This window comes from Paenibacillus tengchongensis (assembly GCF_008973665.1).
GTDB lineage: Bacteria > Bacillota > Bacilli > Paenibacillales > Paenibacillaceae > Paenibacillus_AQ > Paenibacillus_AQ tengchongensis.
On sequence record NZ_WACP01000002.1, the window covers coordinates 511,337 to 533,768 of the forward strand.

Sequence of the window (22,432 nt, forward strand, 5' to 3'; positions counted from 1 at the left end):
TGTGAAAGAGAACAGCAAGCTGCCTACGGTGCCGATCTTCGGCATTCGCGTTTCCAAAGTCGATATGACCGCTACGGTTGCTTATTTGACGGAGGCGATCCGGAACCGGGAAGTGCATCAGGTCATTACCGCCAACCCGATTATGATTATGACCGCGCTGGAGAACCCCGCTTATATGGATATTATGAAATCAGCGGAGCTGGTTGTTCCGGACGGAACCGGGGTCGTATGGGCAGCGGAATATTGCCGTGAGCCTGTCGCCGAACGGGTGGCGGGATTCGATCTTTTACATGAATTGCTCCGTCAGGGTGAAACCTATCATTGGAGAATTTACCTGCTCGGTTCTACGCCGGAAGTGATTCGTGAGACCGCGGCACGGTTACAATCTCAATATGCCGGTGTTGTGATTGCAGGGTATCGTGACGGCTTTTTTGGGCCGGAAGCGGATGATGCAGTCGTTGATGAGATCATCGCGGCGAAGCCCGATATCCTGTTCGTGGCCAGAGGAGCCGACAGTCAGGAACCTTGGATCGCCAAACATAAAACGCGGCTCAATATTCCGGTTATGATGGGGGTCGGCGGAAGCTTCGATGTGATCTCGGGCAAGAGCAAACGGGCGCCCGTGGCCTTCCAGAAATTGCGTGCGGAATGGCTGTACCGGTTAATTAAAGAGCCTACCCGGTACAAAAGAATGCTTGCCTTGCCGAAATTCGCAGTAAAAGTGCTGCGGGAGAAAGATACAGTAACAAAAGTTCAATAAAATGCGGTTTTTTGCTGAAAAAGGCCTTTTTGCCGCCTGAAAATGGAATTGGAATTTACTTTTGGTTCAGCGTATAATTCAATGCGGTAGAGAAATGGGGGTCGACTGATCAAATGTTAATCATCTACATCGCCGGATTTATCGTATGTATGGGACTCGCCCTGCTCATTACGCCGCTGGTGAAGAAATTCGCCATCCGCATTGGAGCGACCGATGTGCCGAATGCCCGTAAGGTACATACGACCATCATGCCCCGTCTTGGCGGCCTGGGAATCTTTCTGGCGTTTGTACTCGGCCTGTTGGCCGTGTTGCCGGTTATCCCTTATGACTTCACTTCGCGTGAGTCTGATTTCATCAAGGCCTTGCTGTCCGGAGGCGGACTCATTGTTCTGCTCGGCGCACTGGACGACCGGTTCGAGCTTTCCGCAAAGGTGAAGCTGCTGGGACAGATTGCTGCGGCATGTATCGTAGTCTTCGGATTCAACATTACTGTAGATTTCGTAAATATTCCATTTAATGATACGTATTCCTCGCTGGAGAGCTGGATTGCGATTCCGCTGACCCTGTTCTGGATTGTCGGTGTCACGAACGCCGTGAATCTGATTGACGGGCTGGACGGGCTGGCGGCTGGCGTATCCGGTATCGCTATTGCTACAATGGCAGTGATGGCTTTTATCATGGGCAATACTATGGTTGCGCTGCTGTGTCTGCTCTTGCTTGGCAGCATCGTAGGGTTCCTGTTCTTTAACTTCCATCCGGCCAAAATATTCATGGGTGACACCGGCTCGCTCTTTCTGGGCTTCTGTCTCGCACTCCTTGCCCTGCTCGGGTTCAAGCAGATTGCGGTCGTATCGTTTATTACACCGCTCCTGATCATTGGAGTTCCTTTGTCGGATACTTTCTTTGCTATCGTCCGCCGCAAGCTGCAGAAGAAGCCGATCTTTGCGCCGGATAAAGGCCACCTGCATCATTGCCTGCGTGAGCTGGGATTCAGCCACCGTCAGACAGTACTGATTATTTACGGAATTGCCGCATTCTTTGGAGTGCTGGCTATTATCCAAACGTCGGCTTCACTCTATGAAGCCAACTGGGTAACGTTCGTCGTAATTTGTGTGATGCTGTTCTTCCTGCAGATCGGTGCAGAGATTACCGGCATTATCAGCAAGACCAAACGTCCGCTGCTCGATTTCTTCCTGCGCATGCGCATGAAGCTTGCTCCGGAGCGCAGCTCGAAATCCTGAGCCTCAGCACTAATTGTCAATTTTATTCCTGAATTTACAAAACTCATCCTTTTTAGGATGAGTTTTTTGCTTTTCCCCCTAAAAATATGGGCCGGATTGACCGATAAAAGACACTAGCAAGTGTTATGGGCAAGCAGATGAATCAAAAGGAGAGATAAGCACATGCAACGCATCAAGAGGCCGTTCCTATGGCTGGTCATGGCGGCAATGATTATAACGTTATTTCCCGCCGGATTAATACAGCCTGTTTCAGCGGCAGGTTTAACATCGACGACCTATTTCAGCCCGGATAATCTCGACCTGCGCAAGACGATACAACTTACTCAGACATCCGGAACCCAAGCCACGGATCTGAATCGCGATACAGCTTACAAGACCAGCAGTCCGACCCTTAGCATTACAGGGACTTATTCTCAGGTTACTTCTACGACTATGACGGTTACAGTCGAACAGCTCACCCTGACCGGAAGTGCCTGGACCACGGATGCTACTCATGTGACTACGGGAACGGTGACTGTCGATACGACAAGTCCAGATAACCGTTTTATCACCAATGGTCTTACTCTATATTCGGGATTCAATAAGATTACTTTCTCCGGGATGCAGGGGAACCTGAAACGCTCGGAATCTTTTTATGTATTGTATGATAAGGTTCCTTATGTCACTTCATTAAAAGTTCTCGGCAGCGGGGCCAGCGATATCAATCTTAATGAAGGAACACAGGTCGTTGTTTCCAGCCCGACGATCACTCTTCAAGGGAATGTGGCCAACGCCACGAAAGTGACCATCGCCCTGAACGGCGGTACTGCCCTGCAAACCTCATTGCTGGAGGATGGTTCATTCTATACCCCGACACTGAATTTGAATTCCGGGCTAAATACCATCAGAGTGGTAATTCAGAACGCCTCGGACTCGATTACTGTGGACCGGTCGCTTTATTATTTCGATACGACTCAGCCATTTACCGATCTTCAACTCCAGCAAGGCTCGCGGGTCTATAATATCCTGGATAATACGCCGACTTTGACGGTAGAGGATACAACAGTAGCGATTATTGGCCAAGTCTTGCTACCTTACTCAGCAAGCCCAAGTTCGTTTGGCAGTGTAGGCAGCATTAAACTTGACGGCGGTTCTGCAGCCATTCCTTTTACCGTTCTTAAATCCTATTCGGTGAATGCCACTACCGGCCAGGTTACTGTAACGCCAGGCACAGACAGTGACGAAGTGATTATTCCGGGTCCGGACGGTGTGACTCCTGCTTACAGACTGGTCACATTCAAGACGAATACCTTTACGATTCCTGACACCAAAGGGACGAAGTCGCTTACGTTGGGAATCACTTATGGAACTTTCCAAACTTCCAAAGTAACTTCCTACAAATACATGCCCGGAGAGACTGTAATCAAAAATATGTACTATCTTCCTGGTTACAACGGAACCGGAGATTTGGCTTCAGTCTCCAGACTGCCGCTTGAGGGAACTCAGGTAGAGAGCGCCGACTTTTATATCCTGGTTAAGGGCAGTAAGGACCTTGATAACTCGGATGTGTTAACGGGAATTTATCTCCCCCTCAGCAATAAAGCGCTGAATTTAACGCGGGTAACACCTTCTGCAGGCCTTGCCGCCGATGAGCAGGTATACAAAATCTCCGGATTCTCCAACGGCCAGCAGCAGGTACGCTTTCAGTTCAAGGACTCGCAATCCTATCTGAATGTAAAGATCGCGTATGTATCGAAGAATTACATTTATATTGATAACCTTTTTGACGGGCAGACCTATGAGTTTAACTCTAAACAGAACAACTCGCTGACCATCAGCGGGGAATATATCGGCTTCGAGAATATCAGCAGCGCCCAGTTCTTCATTAATGGGGTATCGAATGAGAAGCTCGGCATCACCTTTGCCGTTCCCGGCACTGGTACAACACCAGTTACAAAGTTTACCATACCGTTGGCGATCAAGAGTGACGGTCCGTTACTCTACGGTGAGAACAAAATTGTCTTCACGGGAGTATCTACCGATGATGCCGGAAACAAGCGTGAGATCCGTAAGGAAATCCGGATTTACATCATTGATACCAATGTCTCCACACTGTCCCAGTTCCATCCTGCATTGTCCGCAGGACGGGCAGAGTTCAATCATGATGCCGTAGCCGATTATACCAGTGCGGAATTGTCCAAAATTCTTGATCCGGCAGCTGAGTTTGTATACAGCGACAGCAAATATACCACAAACCAGACCAGCTATGATCTGGTGCTGCGCGGAAGCGGAGCCACGACACTCAATCTGTATTATGGTTCTGAGCTGTTCTTCACCTCTGCTTCAAATGCTGAAATGCTGGATTCAGAGAACAAACGTGCCAATCCGGGATCCTTTACGTTTAACGGCAAGACTTACTATTATGACTATGCGGGCAGCACCAAGGACTTCATGCTCCGTATCCGCGGAATCGATTTTGAGACACCGGGCAGCCACGTCTATAACTTGGAACTCCTCAATGATACCGGTGCACGTACGACCCAGCGTCTGGAGATCGTCCGTGAAGTTTCACCCTATCTGGTGTTGTCGCCAGTAGCGACTGTCGGGGATCAGATTGTAGTGAACAAGAACTTTGTCCGCTTTGATATTGAGGCCGAAGGTGCAACCAAGGTTCTGATCGATAAATATGAAGCAACACCGCGAGCCGATCTGACGAACCGCTTCGTGTATGATTACGTCGGACTTAAGCCGGACAAAGCCACTTCAATTAAAATAACGATTGTCCGTGCCGATTCGACCTTGAACGATACTGTTACCGTCTATTACGCGAGTGCCGTGCAGGTGGATACTCAGTACATGGCGGAAAAGGTGGCAAACAAATACACGGTATTCAACAAGGGGCTGGAGCTTACCTTCCCTAAAGGGACGGTTATGCAGGGGTATACAACTACCGGTGCGAGCAAATACTACCCTGACATGAAACTGCTGTTTGGTATCGCCGATCCGGTTGACGGTGTAGTTGAACGTAAAAATGATTATGGCAACACGATTAATATTGATGCGGATGCCAGAACAACCAATGGGGCAAGTACTGTGCTAATTCCATCCGACCTGGTAGTGCGCTTCAACTCCACCATAGCGACCAATAATTTCTCCCGTGTGTCCGATATTTATTGGCTGAATGGCGGATTGGGTGAAGAAGGTGTCAAAGGAACGGCCGGTTACAAGGCGGCTTCAAACGGCATTGCTCCTTACTCGCTTCAAGGCAATTTCACGCAGTTCAGCAGCAACCGCAAAATTGTACCGTCCCAACGGGGAGAACTGACGCTGTCCTTCAACTCGAATGTGGTAGATGATGTAGGAACGACAGTTACTGTCTTCCGTTATACTGATACCGGGTCATGGGAGAATATCGGTGGTGAGGTCAACACTTCCAACCACACGATTACAGTTCCGTTTGATGAGTTCGGATATTATACCGTTATGAAGCTGCGTAGAGGGTATACCGATATAACGAATCACCCGTGGGCCCGGAATATTCTGAATGGACTGTATTCCAAAGGAATTATGACTAACTTGCGGACGGACGCCTTCGGGGCCGACGATACGACCACCCGCGGTGAGTTTGCCACCTTGCTCGTCAAGGGGCTGAACATTCCGCTGGATTACGATACAAACAAGCAAACATTCTTCGATATTGTACCGGAAGCCGTAGCCGCAACTTGGAACTTTAAGACGATCGAGACGGCGGCGAGAGCGGGGATTGTGACTGGGCTGAGCGACGGATTCTTCGGACCCGATCAGGCGCTGACCCGCGAACAAGCGGCTGTAATGATTGCCAGGGCCTTGAAGCTCAAAATGAACGCCAACAATGATAAATTGACGGCCAGCCTCGGCAAGTCTTTCGTGGATGTGGGCAGCATGGATTACTATTCCCGTCCGGCGATCGAAGCGGTCTCCAAGGCTAAAATCATGGAAGGCAGCGCAGTTACGGTTACAGGACAGTCCAAGGCCGTATATAATTTCAATCCGAAGGGCAAGCTGACCAGAGCGGAAGCCGGCAAGATTGCGGTGGCCCTTCTTCAGAAGAGCACAAGCATCTTCCCGAAGAATTTTAATTAACCAGCCTGAGACGGCCGGTCCGCGAAAATTGTTCGCGGGCCGGCTTTATTGTAACATCGTTCCAGATTCCCACATTAACTTTGTAATCCGGGGCGTTTTACGTTACAATGTCCTAGAAGATAATTTTTTCTGAAAGGTGAAAGCCATCGATGAAACCGATTTTATCAAAAGCACAGCTGGACTACACAAAGGCCAAGAATATGTTTGAGAATAGAGCAAAGGTTTTGGAGAAAGAAATTGCCGCTAAGCGCGCACTTCAGGAAATTACCCAGGAGACTATGGAGGAGCTTGTACAGGCTACAGGATTCCATGAAGCATATAACGATCTTGTTCTTGCAGAGAACGCCCTGATCGAATGGTCTCATTCCACCATTAAGCATGAGAAGACCTACCGTGAGAACCGTGTGGCCATCGATGCGCTGTATGAGAACGTCAACTCCAGTCCCGAGAAACGACAGGAACTGATTCAGCTTTCGATGAAGATCCGTTAGGAGAACGATATTTAAGAAGCTTTGAAGCGCCGGAAACGGCGCTTTTTTATTTTATAATAGAAGTTTATTCTCCTATAAGAAACGTTCTTCAATAATATGCGTATACAAAGAATGCAATTTAGTCTGAACATCCGTTTAAGTTAGGAAGATTATGTTTATTTACTTAACAAATATTGCTTAATGACGTTGCCAAAGCGCTATGCTATACTGATTCCCGTAGCCACCCATCATTAACAATAGTTAGTAGATCATACATAAATCCTCTTCTATTGAGCGGGGCAGGGAATTCAAAAAGTTTTTTTCAGGCAGGCGCAACTTTTCCGCAACATGCGCGTCTAAGATTTAGAGTCATTCGCACAAGATGTTATCACAGGTTCTTGTGAATGGAGTGCATGACTAAGTAGAAAAATTTTCTTTACGCGACTTGAGGCACATTGTATAATACTTAGGTAGAATTAGGAATCTAGTATTAGTATGCCCTCAAACATGTTTACAAGTTTCTGTGATACCCGTCACAGACATTATTTATACTTGCTTGCTCAACTCGGGAAAGGGGGTGCATCGGCTAATGAGTGACATGAGCTACCCAACTAAAGAAAATTCTCAGTTCATGAATGTCCAAGGAGGAGAAAAAAAGGTTATGAAGAAAATTTTATCCGTAGCATTATCTACAGCAATGGCATTCTCGATGTTTGCCTCTGTAGCATTTGGTGAAACAGCAAAAGCATCTCCAGAAGAAGCGTTCAACGCTCTGGCAGCTAAAGGTATCCTGAACGGCTACCCAGACGGTCAGGCTCACCTTGAGAAAGACCTGACTCGCGCTGAGTTCGCTAAGATCATCACTAAGCTGTTCGGTCTGCAAGAAGTAACTGGCCAGCTGACTTACAAAGACAAAGGCTACACTGCTACTAACTGGGCAGTTCCTTACATCGAAGCTGTTACTAAAGCTGGATACATGCAAGGTCAAGATACTGTTAAAGGTATCTTCAACTACAACGGCAAGGTAACTGTTGAAGAAGTAGCGGCTGTACTGGCTCGCGCACTGAAACTGGAATCCCCTACAGCTATCGACAACTCAGCTTCTGTATGGGCTAAAGGTTACGCACAAGCGGTAATCAACGCAGGCTTCATGGCTCAAAACGTTGACTTCAAAGCTAACGCTACCCGTTCCCAGGTAGTTGCTGCAGCTTACTTGGTAGACCTGGCTCAAACAAAGGTTGCAGTGAAATCTGCTGTAGCTCAGTCCCCAACTAGTGTTCTGGTAACTTTCGCAGACAACACTACAACTACAGTAACTCTGACTACTGCCTTGGTTGAAGGCGTGGAAACAACAATCCCTACCTTCACTTACAAAGGCTTTGAGTATGCTGGCGTGAAAGTAACTCTGGAAGCTCCTAAGGTGATTTCCGCAGCATTCCCTAACGCTAAGCAACTGGTTGTGAAATTCAACCGCGCTATCGATTCTTCGACAGTGATTTCTTCTACTGACAATACACTGGTTGACGGTGTGATTGTAGTTTCCGGTCTGGCTAGTGCTGAAGCAGTAACACTTAACAGTGCTAAGGCAGTTCTGTCCGGCGACAAAACTGAATTGACTTTGACGCTTCCAGGCTCCCTTGCTGGTGAGAAGCTGGAATTCTTCAAGGGCCAATACACTGTAACAGTAACTAACTCTGTTAAGACTGATGCAGGCAGCAGCCTGGCAGCTTACACAACTCTGTTGACTGCAGCTGATACTACTGCTCCTACAATCGTATCGGCAACTGCAGCAGCTAGAACTTCGATCAACAAAGTAACAGTGAAAGTGAGCGAGCCAGTTATTCTGGGCCGTATCATTGCAACTGTAGACGGTGCTAGTGCAGAGGTTGCTTACGGATCCGATCTGTCTGAACTGATCCTGACTACTTCCAAGAACCTGGAAAGTGGCAAGCAATACAACCTGTCGCTGCTCAATCTGATCGACTATGCTCAGAATACTGCAACTCCAAACCCAGCTACAACTACTGTAACTGTTTCTTCTGATGTTGTTGCTCCTGCTATCTCCAGCGTGACTGTTGTTGGCGAAAGACAAGTGGAAGTAACATTCAGCAAGGGAATCGACAAGAATTCCTTGAACGGTGCTGTACGTGTACTGAACGGCAATGGTGAATTCCAGGCTAACATGAACGTAGAGCCTACTTCGGAGAATGCTCCTACTAAGCTCACGCTGACTCTGCCAGCTTCCGTTGTTATTCCTAGCAGTGGAACACTGAATGCTACTTTGGTATTCCCTAACACCATCAAAGACATCCTGGGTAACACTATGGCTGCTGCTGCTACTCATAGCGTATCCTTTGTCAAAGATACCGTTGCTCCTACAGTAACTAGCGTTACTTACACAAGCACTGGTATTGCTATCAAATTCTCTGAAAAAGTGCAATTCGTTGGTGGCGCTGGCTCCGCTACGCTGATCAATGAATCAACTGGTAAATCTGAAGCAGTATCCACTGAGGTACTGAACAACAGAAAGGTTTCCAGCGACGATACAACTATCACTCTGCCGGTTACTGGCCTGAGCGGTAGCTACACTCTGCGTCTGAACACAGGATTCGTGAAGGACAAAGCCGGAGCTCCTAACAACAGTGCAGCTGCTGTAGTTTCCTTCACAGCTACTGCTACAACTTCGACTGATTCCACTAAACCACAGATTTCTAATCTGCGTAAGGGTGCAGCTGCAGTTGGAGCCTCTGACCAATTCGTTCAATATGATGTTATCGATGCTGGTGGCCTGAACATCGCTAGCGTTCGTGATATCAACAACTACACGCTTGACGGCAAAGCGTTGCCAACTGGTTCCTTCGTAACCACTAACGCAACAAGCAATGCTCCAACCAGCACTGTAACGGTTTCTGTCTACATTCCATCCAGTGCAATCGGATCGTCTGCAACACAAAGATTCGTAGTGAACGGTATTAAGGACGTAGCTGGCAATACTGCTGATGCAGCATACGAAAGCTACAGCTTCCCAGATTCCGTGAAGCCTACACTGGTATCCGGTGCGATTTCGTCCGATGCTTCCACAAGAGCCATCCTGACCTTCTCTGAAGATGTTCTGGAAGGTACTGTGCAACCAGCAGACTTCATCGTTAAGGTTAATGGTGTTGAAGCCAACAACTTCACTGTAACTAAGTTCACTAACTCGAAATACTACCTGACAGTGAACGCGTTGAGCGGCACTTACAACGGCTACAAAGTTCTGTTCTTCGATAAGAACGGAAACAACGCTGCTGATGAAGGCGAAGTTGTAGCTTACACTACTGACTCTGCAGGTGCAATCAACTTCAGCTCCAGCGCGATCACTACTGTAACTGTTGAAGTTAAAGATACCGCAGACATCGCAGATACTGCTACTCCAGTTGCTAACAAGATCGTTACTGGAACAGTTATCACAGTTAAGTAATTCGGTTTTACCGAAGCCCAGAATAGCCTCTTCGGAGGCTATTCTTTTTTTTAGCATTTTTCATCTCTTACAAGGAGGAAGCTTATGAAGACGGTATGGAAAGTGTCTATGGCCACTGCATTGCTGGCTGGAAGTGTATGGGCAGGCTCGCTGTTGAACAGCACTGCAGATGGGGCAAGTGTAGGTTCCCAGCCAGGTACTGCGGATGATCCGGTAGTTACCAAGAGCTATGTGGATCAGCAAATTCAAAAGGCACTCCAAGGAGGCGTTGCGGCCACACAGGCTCCTAGTGCAACAGCCACTCCTGCTCCCACCAAAGCCCCTGCTGCAACAGCAGCCCCTGAGCAAGCTTCTGATGCTGTAGCCATTGTTGATGTAAAACCCGGGCAGACGCTGATTGCTGGTGCGGGCGCCGAATTTATTGTCCGTGCGGGTAAAGCTATAGTCTACTCGCAGGATGCGAATGGAGTTGCCGATTTGACGGCGGGCGTAGATTTGCTCAATGGTCAGGCGGCGGCATCCAATCATTTATTATCATTCCCCCGGGAAGGCCGCGGAATCCAAGTACAGGATGGTCAGACACTCGGATTGGTTGTTATGGTCCGAGGGACGTATACATTAAAATAAGAATGCCCTTATCCCGAGATGCTTATACATCGGTATGCTTTTCCTTAACTAACAAACATTTAGCGGAGTTGGAGAATGCCTCTGTGCGCACAATACTTCCTGTGAACATCACATATAACAGGAGGTGCTGGATTTATGGCACGTACTAATCGCACTGTTGTCCCGGAAAGCCGGACAATGTTAAAGCAAATGCAATATGAAATCGCAGCTGAGTTTGGTTTATACGGTACACCGTCAGGATTGGGCGCTGATACGGAGTTTGCCTCCGAGCTGGGTACCACAGGAGCAATGGGAGTAGGCCGCAGTCAATATCTCGGACATCTGACTTCGCGGGACAATGGATCGGTAGGCGGAGAAATTACGAAGCGGCTGGTCAAGCAAGCAGAACAGGGACTTTTCATTTAGCTAATATAGATAAAGCGAGAAAATACTATAATATTTTACAATATTCGGACAATTGATTTTATGCATTGAATATGCCGGAGCGGAGGAATGCCTTTAATTGACACCATCCGGCAAATGAGATAAGATGACTTTTGAGGAAAGTCTAAAACCTTTTCCATTTTGGGAAAGGTTCATTTTTTGACAATACCCGGTAATGCGCTCTATTTACTTTAGTATTTTAAACTAGCGGATACGGAGCTTTTATACATGGTTTGAATATTTATTATGGTGGGAGGTTGTGTAATAAATGTCTATTCAAGGACGTCATTTGTTTACATCTGAGTCTGTTACCGAAGGCCATCCGGACAAGATCTGCGATCAGATCTCGGATGCGGTATTGGACGCGTTTCTGGCTAACGATCCTAATGCACGCGTAGCATGTGAAGTTGCTGTGGCCACAGGTCTGGTACTGGTTATCGGTGAAATCAGCACGAAGTCGGAATATGTGGATATTCCGGCCATCGTCCGCAATACCATTAAGGAGATTGGTTATACCCGTGCCAAATATGGTTTTGACTACAACACCTGTGCAGTGCTGAGCTCTTTGAATGAGCAGTCGGCCGATATCGCCCAGGGGGTTAATGCTGCCCTGGAGAACCGCGATCCTGCGCAAGTAGCCGAAGAAACCGCTAATATCGGTGCCGGAGACCAAGGCCTGATGTTTGGTTTTGCAACGAATGAAACACCCGAGCTGATGCCTTTGCCAATCGCATTGTCGCACCGCATCGCACGCCGTTTGTCTGAAGTCCGCAAGAATGGGACACTGGACTATCTGCGTCCTGACGGCAAGACCCAGGTCACGATTGAGTATATGGATGAGAAGCCGGTCCGTGTAGACACGGTTGTCGTATCGACCCAGCATGCCGAAGAGGTTACACTCGAGCAGATCCAAGCGGACATTAAAGAACACGTCATTCTGCCGGTGGTACCGGTCGAATTGCTGGACGAGAATACGAAGTATTTCATTAATCCTACTGGCCGTTTTGTGATCGGTGGACCGCAAGGCGACGCCGGACTGACCGGACGCAAGATTATTGTCGATACATATGGCGGGTATGCTAGACACGGCGGGGGCGCTTTCTCCGGCAAAGATCCGACCAAAGTAGACCGTTCTGCAGCTTATGCTGCGCGTTATGTAGCTAAGAACATCGTCGCTGCCGGCCTGGCTGACAAATGTGAGATTCAGCTTGCCTATGCGATCGGCGTGGCCAACCCTGTCTCGATTAATGTCGATACATATGGTACAGGCAGAATCAGCGAAGAGCAGCTCGTTGCACTAATCAGCGGCAACTTCGATCTTCGTCCGGCAGGCATCATTTCCATGCTGGAATTGCGCAGACCGATTTACAGACAAACTGCAGCGTATGGCCATTTTGGCCGGAGCGATGTCGATTTGCCGTGGGAACGGGTGGACAAGGCTGAATTGCTCAAGGAACAAGCGGGACTTTAATAATAAATTAATAAGTACAATAAGCCTGCCGGCAGTGGCTCTTATCAAGTGAGAGCGGCTGCCTGCGGGCCTTTTTGCTGTTAAACGTTACTAAACTTTGGCAGCGGATGAGCCGAAATATAGATTATATCGAATAACGACAGACAGGGTTGAGAGGAGTCCATTCCCGCATGAAAAAGAAAGCTTCATTATTGCTCGCACTTGTATTATCGATAGAGTTGCTGCTGAGCGCGGCAATTCCCCCTGCCCGAAATTGGAATCAGCCGGCATATGCCGCCAGTGAACTCGCGATAACCCCTGCACCTGCTGCAGGAGAGAAGAATGTGGATGTAGCTACTTCCATCAGATTATCCTTTGATAAGCCCGCGAAGCCGCAAAGCGGCAATATTACGCTTACGCCACTGGGAGCAAGTTCGCCCTATTTGACCATTCCGGTGGGTACCTCCGGTCTGATCGGCAGTTCGAGTGAGTTTGAATTAAAGTGGGGCACCGATAAGGTACTGGAGAGTAACACTACATATACGGTGAATATTCCCCAGGGCTTGTTCAAGGATAGCAGCGGTACCCCTTCGGCAGCAGCCTCATGGGCCTTCACCACGAAGCCGGTGACCAACACCGACATCCAGGCAAGCGAATTTGCTCCTGCCAATAATGCACGTGTAGATGCGGCGGCGTTGACGGAACTGAGCTTCAAGCTGAACCGCAAGCTGCAAAAGGGCGGCGGCTCCGTTAAATTGCTGTCGTCTGCCGACAACTCGGTCGTCCAGGAATTCAAATTCAAGGATGGCGAAGCAGGGATTGATGTACAGAGCTCCGGTTCTTCGACAACGGTAATTCTAACCTTGGCCAGCAAGCTGGCAGCCGGCAGGAACTATTATGTGTTAATTGACAATTATGCTTTAAAAGATGATGCTAACCGGACCTTTGGCGGCATCAGCAGCGGTAATGTCTGGAGCTTTTCCACCAAGGGGACGTCTGTGGATGTAACTACAGTGCCGGTATCCGGAGCAACGAATGTCTCTCCAACTGGAGATATTGTGCTCAATTTTGACCGGCCCATGCTGCCTGCCGCCGGTATAATCACCCTGGCTGGGGGCACCGCAGGGGCCCGGACGTTTAATGTGAATTCCTCTGCAGTTACAGGGGGGGGGACACGGAGCATCACCATCGATGCCGCATCCGATGCAAGCCCTTTAGCTGGAAATACAGCTTATACGGTCACAATTCCGCAGGGAGCTTTCTATGACCAGGATGGCAATTTGTTCCCGGCTGCAGGATCATATACCTGGAGCTTTACGACATCTTCCTTGACCGGTTACGGCGTAAGCTCTCTTACACCAGCAGACCGCAGTGAATCGGTAGCAATCAATCAGCAGATCAAGATCAGTTTAAACCGGCCTTCTAATCCTAATGGTAACTTGGCATCTAACGGAGTTCTCTTGTACAGAAGCAATGGGACAGTTGTGGAGTCCAGATTAGAGGGGGCGAGCGCGGACCAGAAAGAGTTTGTCATTATCCCGACTGTACCTTTGGAATACGATACTACCTATTATATTGATATCGCTCCTGAGGCATTTATCGAAGAAGGCAATAATCAGAGCCGGTTTGCCGGCTTAAGCGGTAAAAGCTCATGGAGCTTCCGCACCGTTGCCACCGACAAGACGGCGCCGGCACTGACCTCGGCGCAGCTCGATAATAACCGTACGATCCGCCTGAAGTATAATGAGACGCTCAATTCCTCGGTGATGCTGATGTCTTCCAGCTTCACGGTTACAGTTAATGATGAGAAACGGGCTATCGAGAGCGTGTATATCCTAGGAGACAGCGTATATATTACTCTTTCCACAGGAATTGCTGTAGGGCAAATGGTTAAAGTCAACTACTCCGCCGGTCTGCGGACCATTCAGGATATTGCAGGCAACGCTGCTCCTACCTTCTCAGGGCAGCAGATAGCCAACGCTCTTCAATCTGCGCTGCCTGCTCCGAAGGAGGGGACTCTAAACGGCAAAACATTGGTACTCAACTTTAACGATACCCTTAAACCGGTCTCTTCCAGTGCCTACAACCAGTTCTATGTTTACGCTAACGGTGTGTCTCTTGGAGTGAACAGCATCACCTCTAGTGGAGAAACAGTCACGCTTGGCTTGAACAATGCGCCTGCTTCCGGAGAGATTGCCCGTGTCACTTATTATGCGGGAAGTTACCCGCTGCAGGATATTTATGGCCAGAATGTGGGCAGTTTCAGCGATTTTTATGTGCGCAATACCAACGACACAGCTGTGCCTGTTCTGCAGGGAGCTACGGGTTCCGGCAATCAAATCGTCCTGACTTATAATGAAGGATTGCAGAACAGCAATCTGCCCCTGAACAGCCAATTTTCTGTACTGGTTGGCAACTCTCCCAACTATGTTACGAATGTGGCCGTCAGCGGGAACCAGGTTCTGCTAACGCTGGCCAGTTCCCTGACGGCGGGAACTGCAGTAACCGTGTCGTACGTTCCGGGCGTACTGTATATCAACGATCTTAACGCAAATCGTGCAGGCTATATTAACCTGCAGCCGGTTTCCGTATCCGGTACCAGCACAGGCACTACGAATGTGAGCGGGGTAAGCGGAGTAAGCGTTTCGGGGGATGAGCTGACGGTGACCTTCAGCAAGGTCATGCAGGCTACCTCCACCTTAGCGAACAGCCAGTTTGCTGTCAGAGTAGATGGTTCCATTGTAGGGGTACAATCCTATTACTTCTCAGGCTATACATTGCGGCTGGTGCTGTCGGTTGTAGTAAAAGCCGGCCAATCTGTCGACTTATCGTACATGAACGGGTCCGGACGGATTATTGACCTTAACGGGAATGCTCTAGCGCCGTTCTCCTCGCTCAGCGTATATAATGCGGCAAGCTCAACGAGCAGTACAGGACGTCCTGCCTATCTGGGCACACTGGCAGCAAGCGAATTCGGCTCGGAATATTACTTGCTGAAGAACGATTCCGCAACGCTGGCGGATGACCGGTCCGTCTACAGCCAATCCGTCAAGCGGTATACCGTTATGGCCGACCGCTTGAGCGCCAGTTATGAATACTTATACAAGCTGGGCACTTACACGTTGGCATTCGAGGTGCCTGCGACGGAGGCGGGTGCCTATGTCGTTCTGCCGCTTAAACCGCTGCTGGAAGCGGTCAACCGCAACAGTAAGGCAACTTTTGTTGTCCGGTACGGAGATATCCTGTACCGGGTGTCTCTAAATGATATTGATATGAGTACGCTGTCGGCTACGCTTTTAGCGGACAGCAGCAACATATCGCTGGTTCTGCGGTTGGAGAAGGTGCCTGCCGGAACCTTTACTCCGCTGGAGCAAAAGCTGAAAACACAAGGGCTTCAGGGGGTGAACAGTCTGGTGGATGTCCGGTTAACGGCAGTACTGGGCAGCAATTTTAGCAACAGCACGGCATTAAGTGTGCCTGCTGAGGTTATCATCCGTACCACTTCTACCTTGAACAGCAGCCAAACATCGATGGCCAGACTAGACCTGTCTTACAATGATTCAGCTTATCTGCCGACCCAAACAGGATCTCAAGGTGCTTATACAGTCATCAGAGGGAAACTGAGGGGCAATCAGGTGGTCGGCGTCTATCTGGGTATTCGCAGCTTTTCCGATATAAGCACCCATTGGAGCAAATCTACAGTAGAGACGCTATATGCCAAGAATATTATTGACTACAGCTACAGTCCAACCTTTAAGCCGGGGCAAAAAATCACGCGGGCGGAATTTGCCGTAATGCTCAGCAGAGGCTTGGGGCTGGTCGGAGACCGGCAAACGGCGCAGCAGTTCCGGGATGTGCAGGCTTCCACGCAAACCGGAGATTATATCGGAGCAGCGGCCAAGGCGGGAATCATTACCGGAAATACGGACGGCACCTTCCGTCCGGATGACAATATTACCCGTGAGCAGCTGGCCATTATGATTATCCGGGCCATGGAGTATGCGGGCTATCCGGTTACCCTGAGCAGCGATACGTCATCCGCGCTGTCTTCCTTTAATGACCGGGCCAAAATACAGCGGCAAAGTGCCGAATTCGTCGCCAAGGCTGTCCAGGAGGGGATTATCCTCGGCATGACCAAGACGGAGTTTCAGCCGCAAGGCAACGCAACACGCGCCCAGGCAGCGACGATGCTGCAGCGTATGTTATCTTCGATTCTCTATCTGTAATCATATTAAAGATTGATAGAAGTGATCTCGGACACCCGGCCTTAGGCCGGGTGTTTTAGCCTATCCGGTGTTCCCCGCGAAGCGCTTGTACCATATTAACGTACAGGCTCTACTTTGGGGGGGTTATTTTATGTTGTCCAAAAAGAGAATCGAAGTTAGTAAATCTAGTAAAAGTCGCAACTTTTCCCCTCAAATTCAGTCTATTAAAGGAGTGGCGGGAAAATAGGTTCTGTTCATCTATGTAATAGAAGAGAGCTTTCCCGCGAAAAAATGAGATGGGAGAGTTACGCTGAAATGAAAGAAGTGTTCATGGAGAAGGAGAGCCGCGGAAAGAGAAAGAGCCTCAGCAGACCATCGGCCAAACGGTGGATCGCCGCGTCGCTCGCGGGAGTATTGTGGATCATGCCGGTAATCGGCAGTGACGGGTTGCCGCAGCTATGGACCGGTTCTTCGCCGGTGGCCGCTGCAGCGTCTGCCTTAAGTGTAACCAAGCTGGGAGAAGAAGTGATTACTTCCGGTGCCATAATGATGAAATATAAATATACAACCACCCGCTCCGGCAAAAGCGCAACCGGTCTTGCCGATGTCGTCCGGGTGGACTTAAATAATCCTTATGTCTCTATAGATGTAATGACCGGTAAAAACGGGAATCTGACGACCCGCCAAAGCACAGGCGGTATGGCAGCGGAGACAGGGGCTGTAGCCGCAATCAACGGCGACTATTTCAATACAGGCGGCGAAGGGGCCCCCATCGGCGGACAAGTAACCGGCGGTGTGCTGGTCTCCACGCCATCGCAGCTGGATGGAATGTACACTTTTGCTTTAACGACAGACCGCAAGCCGATCATTGATGAATTTGCTTTTGAAGGGATGATAACGGCAGCAGACGGCGCCCAATTCCCGCTCTCGGGCGTTAACAAGGGCGCATACAACCCGGAAGGCGGAAGCTCAACCTACAGCCATGCCAATGCTGCTTATATCTACACCGATGCCTGGACGGCGCTGGAGCGGCCGAAGAATAGTTCTACAACACCAACCGAGGTGCTGGTGGAGAACGGAGTCATTACCCAGATTGGTGCAGGGGCACTGCCGATTGCTGTTCCAGAGGGCGCCTATATCCTGCGTACCCATGGTTTAGCCGCGGAGTTTGTCAGGGGGCATCTCGCTGTGGGTCAGACCTTAAGCACAGTCTACTCGCTCCGTTCCAAAACGACCCAGCAGCAGCTCGATCCGGCCAGTCTGCAGATGATGATCGGCGGGCATACGATTCTGGTAAATAACGGCAAAGCGGCGACGTTCTCCCGTTCGACTACCAGCATCGGCGGCTACCGCGCCCGTACGGCGCTCGGATATTCGCAGGATTCACGGTATGTATATCTGATCGCAGTTGAGAAGAACGACAACAGCTCCGGCATGTCGCTCACAGAGCTGCAATCATTCATGACAACTATCGGCGTGTATAAAGGGATTAACCTGGACGGCGGCGGATCTACCACAATGGTGGACCGGCCGCTGGCTGAAACGTCGACTTCACTCAGCTTTAATACGGAATACGGAACGGAGCAGCGCAGCATCGTCAATGGGCTGGGTGTGTACACAAACGCTCCGCAAGGCGAAGTGAAAGGCATCAAAATCAGCGGCAGCAATGTGCTCCTGATTGGACAATCTGCTACCTATACATTAAAAGGCTATGATACCTACTATAATCCGATTGACGTAGCTACAGCGAATCCGGCTTGGGCATCCAGCAGCGGTGCCGTGTCGGTAAGCGGCGGCGTGGCGACTGCAGTGAAGAAAGGAACAGCGACCTTGACCGCAACGAGCGGGACAGCGAGTGCTTCTGCTTCAGTAACCGTACTGGGCGGTGAAGATCTGAGCAGCCTGACTGCCCAGTCGGCCACAGCTCCGCTGGTGGCCGGGGCTTCGGTCGCGGTTCCCGTGACGGCAGTGACAAAAAGCGGGACGACCATTACTGTTCCGAATTCGGCGCTGAAATGGGAATTTGTCGGCTTCAAAGGCAGCGTGGCGGACGGCAAGCTGACCGTAGAGTCCGTCAATGCCGGCGCAACCACCGGCTATGCCATTGCACGCTATGACGGTTTCAGTACCGCAGTGGTATTGTCGACAGCCGCCGCCACTCCTTGGGAGAACTTCGAGCAAGTGAGCTATCCGATCGCTTTTACAACCAATGCGGCGGGGGTTACGGGATCGGCTGCGGTTATCGACGGCAGCGCTGAACGCGCAGGCTCCAAAGTGTTGTCGCTCAGCTACGACATGACAGCCGGCAGCGGCAAAATGTATGCTTATGCCCAGTTCAACGGCAACACTGGCAAGAGCATTCCGGCTGCAGCAACCTCCATGTCGCTTGATGTAATGGGCGATATGAGCCTGAACTGGCTGCGCGCCGAAGTAGTGGATGCAGGCGGCTCGACGGTATACATTGACCTTGCCAAGGTCATTGACTGGAATGACTGGAAGAGCCTGAACATTGACCTGTCCGCAGCGGGCATCAAATTCCCGGCAAGCTTGAAGCGGGTATATGTAGTCAACGTAGAAGAGGGCCAGGACGAGCGGGCCAAGACCGGCACGGTGGCCTTCGATAATATCTCCTTCGTCATGCCTTCGCTCTCGAGTGAAGCAGGACTTCCTACAGGAACGGCTTCCATGGTCATCGGGGCAAAGTCAATGACGGTGAACGGAGCCAAGAAGGCGCTGGATGTGGCGCCGATCGTTAAGGACGATACCACTTATGTACCGATCAAATATGTTCTGGACGCCTTTGGCGGCAGTGCTTCGTGGAACCAGACCACCAAGAAGATTATGGTTCTGCGCGGCGCCAAGGCGCTTGATCTGACTGTGAACCAGAAGGAATTTGTACTGAACGGGAAGCGGCAAAGTGCTGAAGTAGCTCCTTTGATCCTCCAGGGCAGGACTTTAGTACCGCTCCGCTTAGTCTCGGAGCAGCTGGGATTAACCGTAAATTGGGAACAGAAAACGAAGACCGTAACTATCGAATCGTGATATGTTAATATAAAGGGAAGCCTTTATAACGATCCGATAGAAATGGGGCAGCATCCGTGGAATTTCAAGCCGATGCGATAGATCGCGTCATTAAGAATACCATCGACGTGATGGAGAGCAGCAAGTATCAGATTTTTGAAATATTGCAGGTGGCACGGGAAGAGCTTGTTGCACTCCAGAAAGAACTGCAGCGGGTGATGGAAGAAACGGATGAAACGGTTCAAAAGGTGGACAAGCTGGAGCTGCAATACCATCGTTCCCGCATCCGGCTGACAGAAGTCAGCCGGGATTTTGTCCGTTACACAGAGAAAGACATCCGGATTGCTTATGAAAAGGCGACGGAGCTGCAGCTGGAATTAATGATGGCGAGAGAGCGGGAGGCTTATCTGCGGAGCCGCAGGGATGAACTGCAGATGCGGGCGCGCAGTGTCGAAAATTCTGTGGTCCGGGCGGAATCGATTGGTTCGCAAATGAGCGTGGTGCTCGAATACTTGTCGGGAGAATTGGGTGAGGTGTCGAAAATAGTCGAGAGCGCCAAAAATCGACAAATGATTGGCCTTAAAATAATCCTGGCCCAGGAAGAAGAACGCAAAAGAATTGCCCGGGAAATTCATGACGGTCCTGCTCAAATGCTGGCGAATTTAGTCCTAAGGACGGAAATTGTAGAAAGAATGCTGGTAAAGCAGGAATTTGGCTTGGTACAGGACGAAGTAATAGACTTAAAAGGGCAGGTCCGCAATAGTCTGGAAGAGATGCGCAAAGTTATTTTTAATCTCCGGCCCATGGCGCTCGATGATTTGGGCTTGATCCCCACACTCCGCAAATATGTGCATGATTATGAGGAGAAGACGAAGATCCGGGCTTCTTTTGAAACAAGAGGCAAGGAGCACCGGCTGACCTCGGCCATGGAGGCTGCGGTTTACCGTCTCGTTCAGGAGGCGCTATCCAATGCAGCCAAGCATGCATATCCAAGCTATGTGCTGGTGGAGATTACCTATCAGGCACAGATGATCAAGATTGTCGTAAAGGACAATGGGTTAGGCTTTAACCTTAAAAAAATCAGTGAGCAGACAAACCGTGAAAGCTTTGGCCTGGTCGGCATGCGCGAGCGGGTTGAACTGCTTGAAGGAAGAATGGAAATACAGACAGCTGAGAATCAGGGCACTACAATTATCATCCACATTCCGACGAATGTGGAAGGGAAGGGAGTCATGTGATGGAGAATCATAACACAGGAAAAGCGCCCATAAAGGTTCTTTTGGCAGATGATCATCAATTGTTTCGTGAAGGGCTGAAACGTATTTTAAATATGGAGGAGGATATTGAAGTCATCGGCGAATGCGGCGACGGCATTCAGGTGCTGGAGTTCTGCAATGTCAATAAGCCTGATATCGTGCTGATGGACATCAATATGCCGATTGAGAACGGGGTGGAGGCCACCCAGAAGCTGCGGGAAATGTTCCCGGACGTCAAGGTCATCATCCTGTCCATTCATGATGATGAGAGCTATGTATTCGAAACGCTGCGCAAAGGCGCCAATGGCTATCTTCTCAAGGACATGGAGGCTGAATCGCTGATCAATGCCATCCGCTCCGTCTGTGAAGGCCATGCCTTTATTCACCCGAAGGTGACCGGCAAGCTGATCAATCAGCTGCGGAGGATGACTTATCTCAACGAGACCGGAGCCATGGCGGAGACCAGCGTCAAGGAGGCTGGCGTCAAGTTCGTTGCCGGCGACAACAATCCGCTGACGCGGCGCGAAGCTGAGGTGCTGCGGCTGATGGCAGAAGGTAAGAGCAACAAGATGATTGGCGAATACCTTTTTATCAGCGAAAAGACCGTCAAAAACCATGTCAGCAGCATTCTGCAAAAAATGGAGGTTGACGACCGGACACAGGCAGTAATCAACTCGATCAAATATGGCTGGGTTACTTTATAGCCGTTTAAGGTTCAGCCGGTTGTTGGAGTAATCCGGAACCGCAGACAGGTTACATAAGAGTTGTATACAAATGTTATTGCTGTTCGGGTATAAGCGAATTCATGGGCAGTCACGGACCTTTTGCTGCCGGCATATAGTGTCGGTATAAGAGGAGGTGCAACGCCATGGTTCTCCAGCTGATATGGATTGCGGTTATTTATGCATCGGCGGCCATGCTGGTCCACATTCTGCATAACCGGGAGCGTACCCGCCAGAAGCTCCGAATCGGCAAGGTACTCCATTATATATTGATAACCCGCAATCATGAGGCCGTTGTGGAATGGTATATTCGGATGCTGCCTGTGCAGGCTTTACTGACCGGCAAGCCTCTGCAGGTGACACTGATGGATGAAGGTTCTGAGGACAGGACCGTTGCGGTAGCGGCGAGACTGGCGCTGGACGGTGCGACGGTCGATATCGCCCCCCTGACGCTGATGCAGGACCTTGAGGACAAGAGTACCGTCCGGCAGGAGACGGTTCTTGACCTGCGGACCGCAGGCAGACTTGCCGTCATGCCGTTTCTCAGAATGCCGGAAAGCGGGCGATTCGGATCCAAACGCGGACGCTAATTGAATATCGGATGTTGTATGAGTGAAGCACACTCTCCCAGATGGAGAAGTGTGCTTTTTGTGTTGCCGGAACATTCATTCACCAAATTATGTTGAAGGGAGAAGG

Annotated in this window: 13 protein-coding genes; all 13 read left to right on the forward strand. The window is 49.8% G+C overall.

Annotated elements, in window-relative coordinates; translation table 11 throughout:
- Position 1: 1 nt before the first annotated feature.
- The 13 genes from F1381_RS05125 (at position 2) to F1381_RS05185 (ending at position 22,326) form a co-directional block, all read left to right on the forward strand.
- The gene (locus F1381_RS05125) at positions 2–760 is read left to right on the forward strand and encodes a WecB/TagA/CpsF family glycosyltransferase (protein WP_425495244.1); all 759 of its coding nucleotides are present in this window, start codon (positions 2–4) and stop codon (positions 758–760) included.
- A 113-nt stretch (positions 761–873) separates the two neighbouring features.
- Positions 874–2,001, forward strand: coding sequence for a glycosyltransferase family 4 protein (locus F1381_RS05130; RefSeq protein WP_151733740.1), 1,128 nt, complete (start codon positions 874–876; stop codon positions 1,999–2,001).
- Between the two features lie 162 nt (positions 2,002–2,163).
- Positions 2,164–6,102, forward strand: coding sequence for an S-layer homology domain-containing protein (locus tag F1381_RS05135; RefSeq protein ID WP_151733741.1), 3,939 nt, complete (start codon positions 2,164–2,166; stop codon positions 6,100–6,102).
- A 149-nt stretch (positions 6,103–6,251) separates the two neighbouring features.
- Positions 6,252–6,593: a hypothetical protein gene (locus F1381_RS05140; protein ID WP_151733742.1), complete on the forward strand. Its 342-nt coding sequence runs from the start codon at positions 6,252–6,254 to the stop codon at positions 6,591–6,593.
- Between the two features lie 568 nt (positions 6,594–7,161).
- Positions 7,162–10,032 carry an S-layer homology domain-containing protein gene (locus tag F1381_RS05145; RefSeq protein WP_151733743.1) on the forward strand — a complete coding sequence of 957 codons (2,871 nt, stop codon included), beginning with the start codon at positions 7,162–7,164 and terminating at the stop codon, positions 10,030–10,032.
- Between the two features lie 84 nt (positions 10,033–10,116).
- Positions 10,117–10,659, forward strand: coding sequence for a hypothetical protein (locus F1381_RS05150; protein ID WP_151733744.1), 543 nt, complete (start codon positions 10,117–10,119; stop codon positions 10,657–10,659).
- A gap of 135 nt (positions 10,660–10,794) precedes the next feature.
- Complete coding sequence (locus tag F1381_RS05155) at positions 10,795–11,064, forward strand: alpha/beta-type small acid-soluble spore protein (protein WP_151733745.1); 270 nt, start codon at positions 10,795–10,797, stop codon at positions 11,062–11,064.
- Between the two features lie 286 nt (positions 11,065–11,350).
- Positions 11,351–12,553, forward strand: coding sequence for a methionine adenosyltransferase (gene metK, locus F1381_RS05160; protein ID WP_151733746.1), 1,203 nt, complete (start codon positions 11,351–11,353; stop codon positions 12,551–12,553).
- Between the two features lie 170 nt (positions 12,554–12,723).
- A complete protein-coding gene (locus F1381_RS05165) occupies positions 12,724–16,758 on the forward strand; it encodes an Ig-like domain-containing protein (RefSeq protein ID WP_151733747.1) in 4,035 nt (1,344 codons plus the stop codon).
- Between the two features lie 294 nt (positions 16,759–17,052).
- A complete protein-coding gene (locus F1381_RS05170; protein WP_151733748.1) occupies positions 17,053–19,779 on the forward strand; it encodes a stalk domain-containing protein in 2,727 nt (908 codons plus the stop codon).
- A gap of 56 nt (positions 19,780–19,835) precedes the next feature.
- Positions 19,836–20,996 (forward strand): sensor histidine kinase, encoded by a 1,161-nt coding sequence (locus tag F1381_RS05175; RefSeq protein ID WP_151733749.1) that lies wholly within the window; start codon positions 19,836–19,838, stop codon positions 20,994–20,996.
- Positions 20,996–21,718: a response regulator gene (locus F1381_RS05180; protein WP_151733750.1), complete on the forward strand. Its 723-nt coding sequence runs from the start codon at positions 20,996–20,998 to the stop codon at positions 21,716–21,718. Before F1381_RS05175 ends, F1381_RS05180 begins: the two co-directional genes overlap by 1 nt.
- A 164-nt stretch (positions 21,719–21,882) precedes the next feature.
- Positions 21,883–22,326, forward strand: a complete 444-nt coding sequence (locus tag F1381_RS05185; protein WP_151733751.1) for a hypothetical protein — start codon at positions 21,883–21,885, stop codon at positions 22,324–22,326.
- Positions 22,327–22,432: the final 106 nt, after the last annotated feature.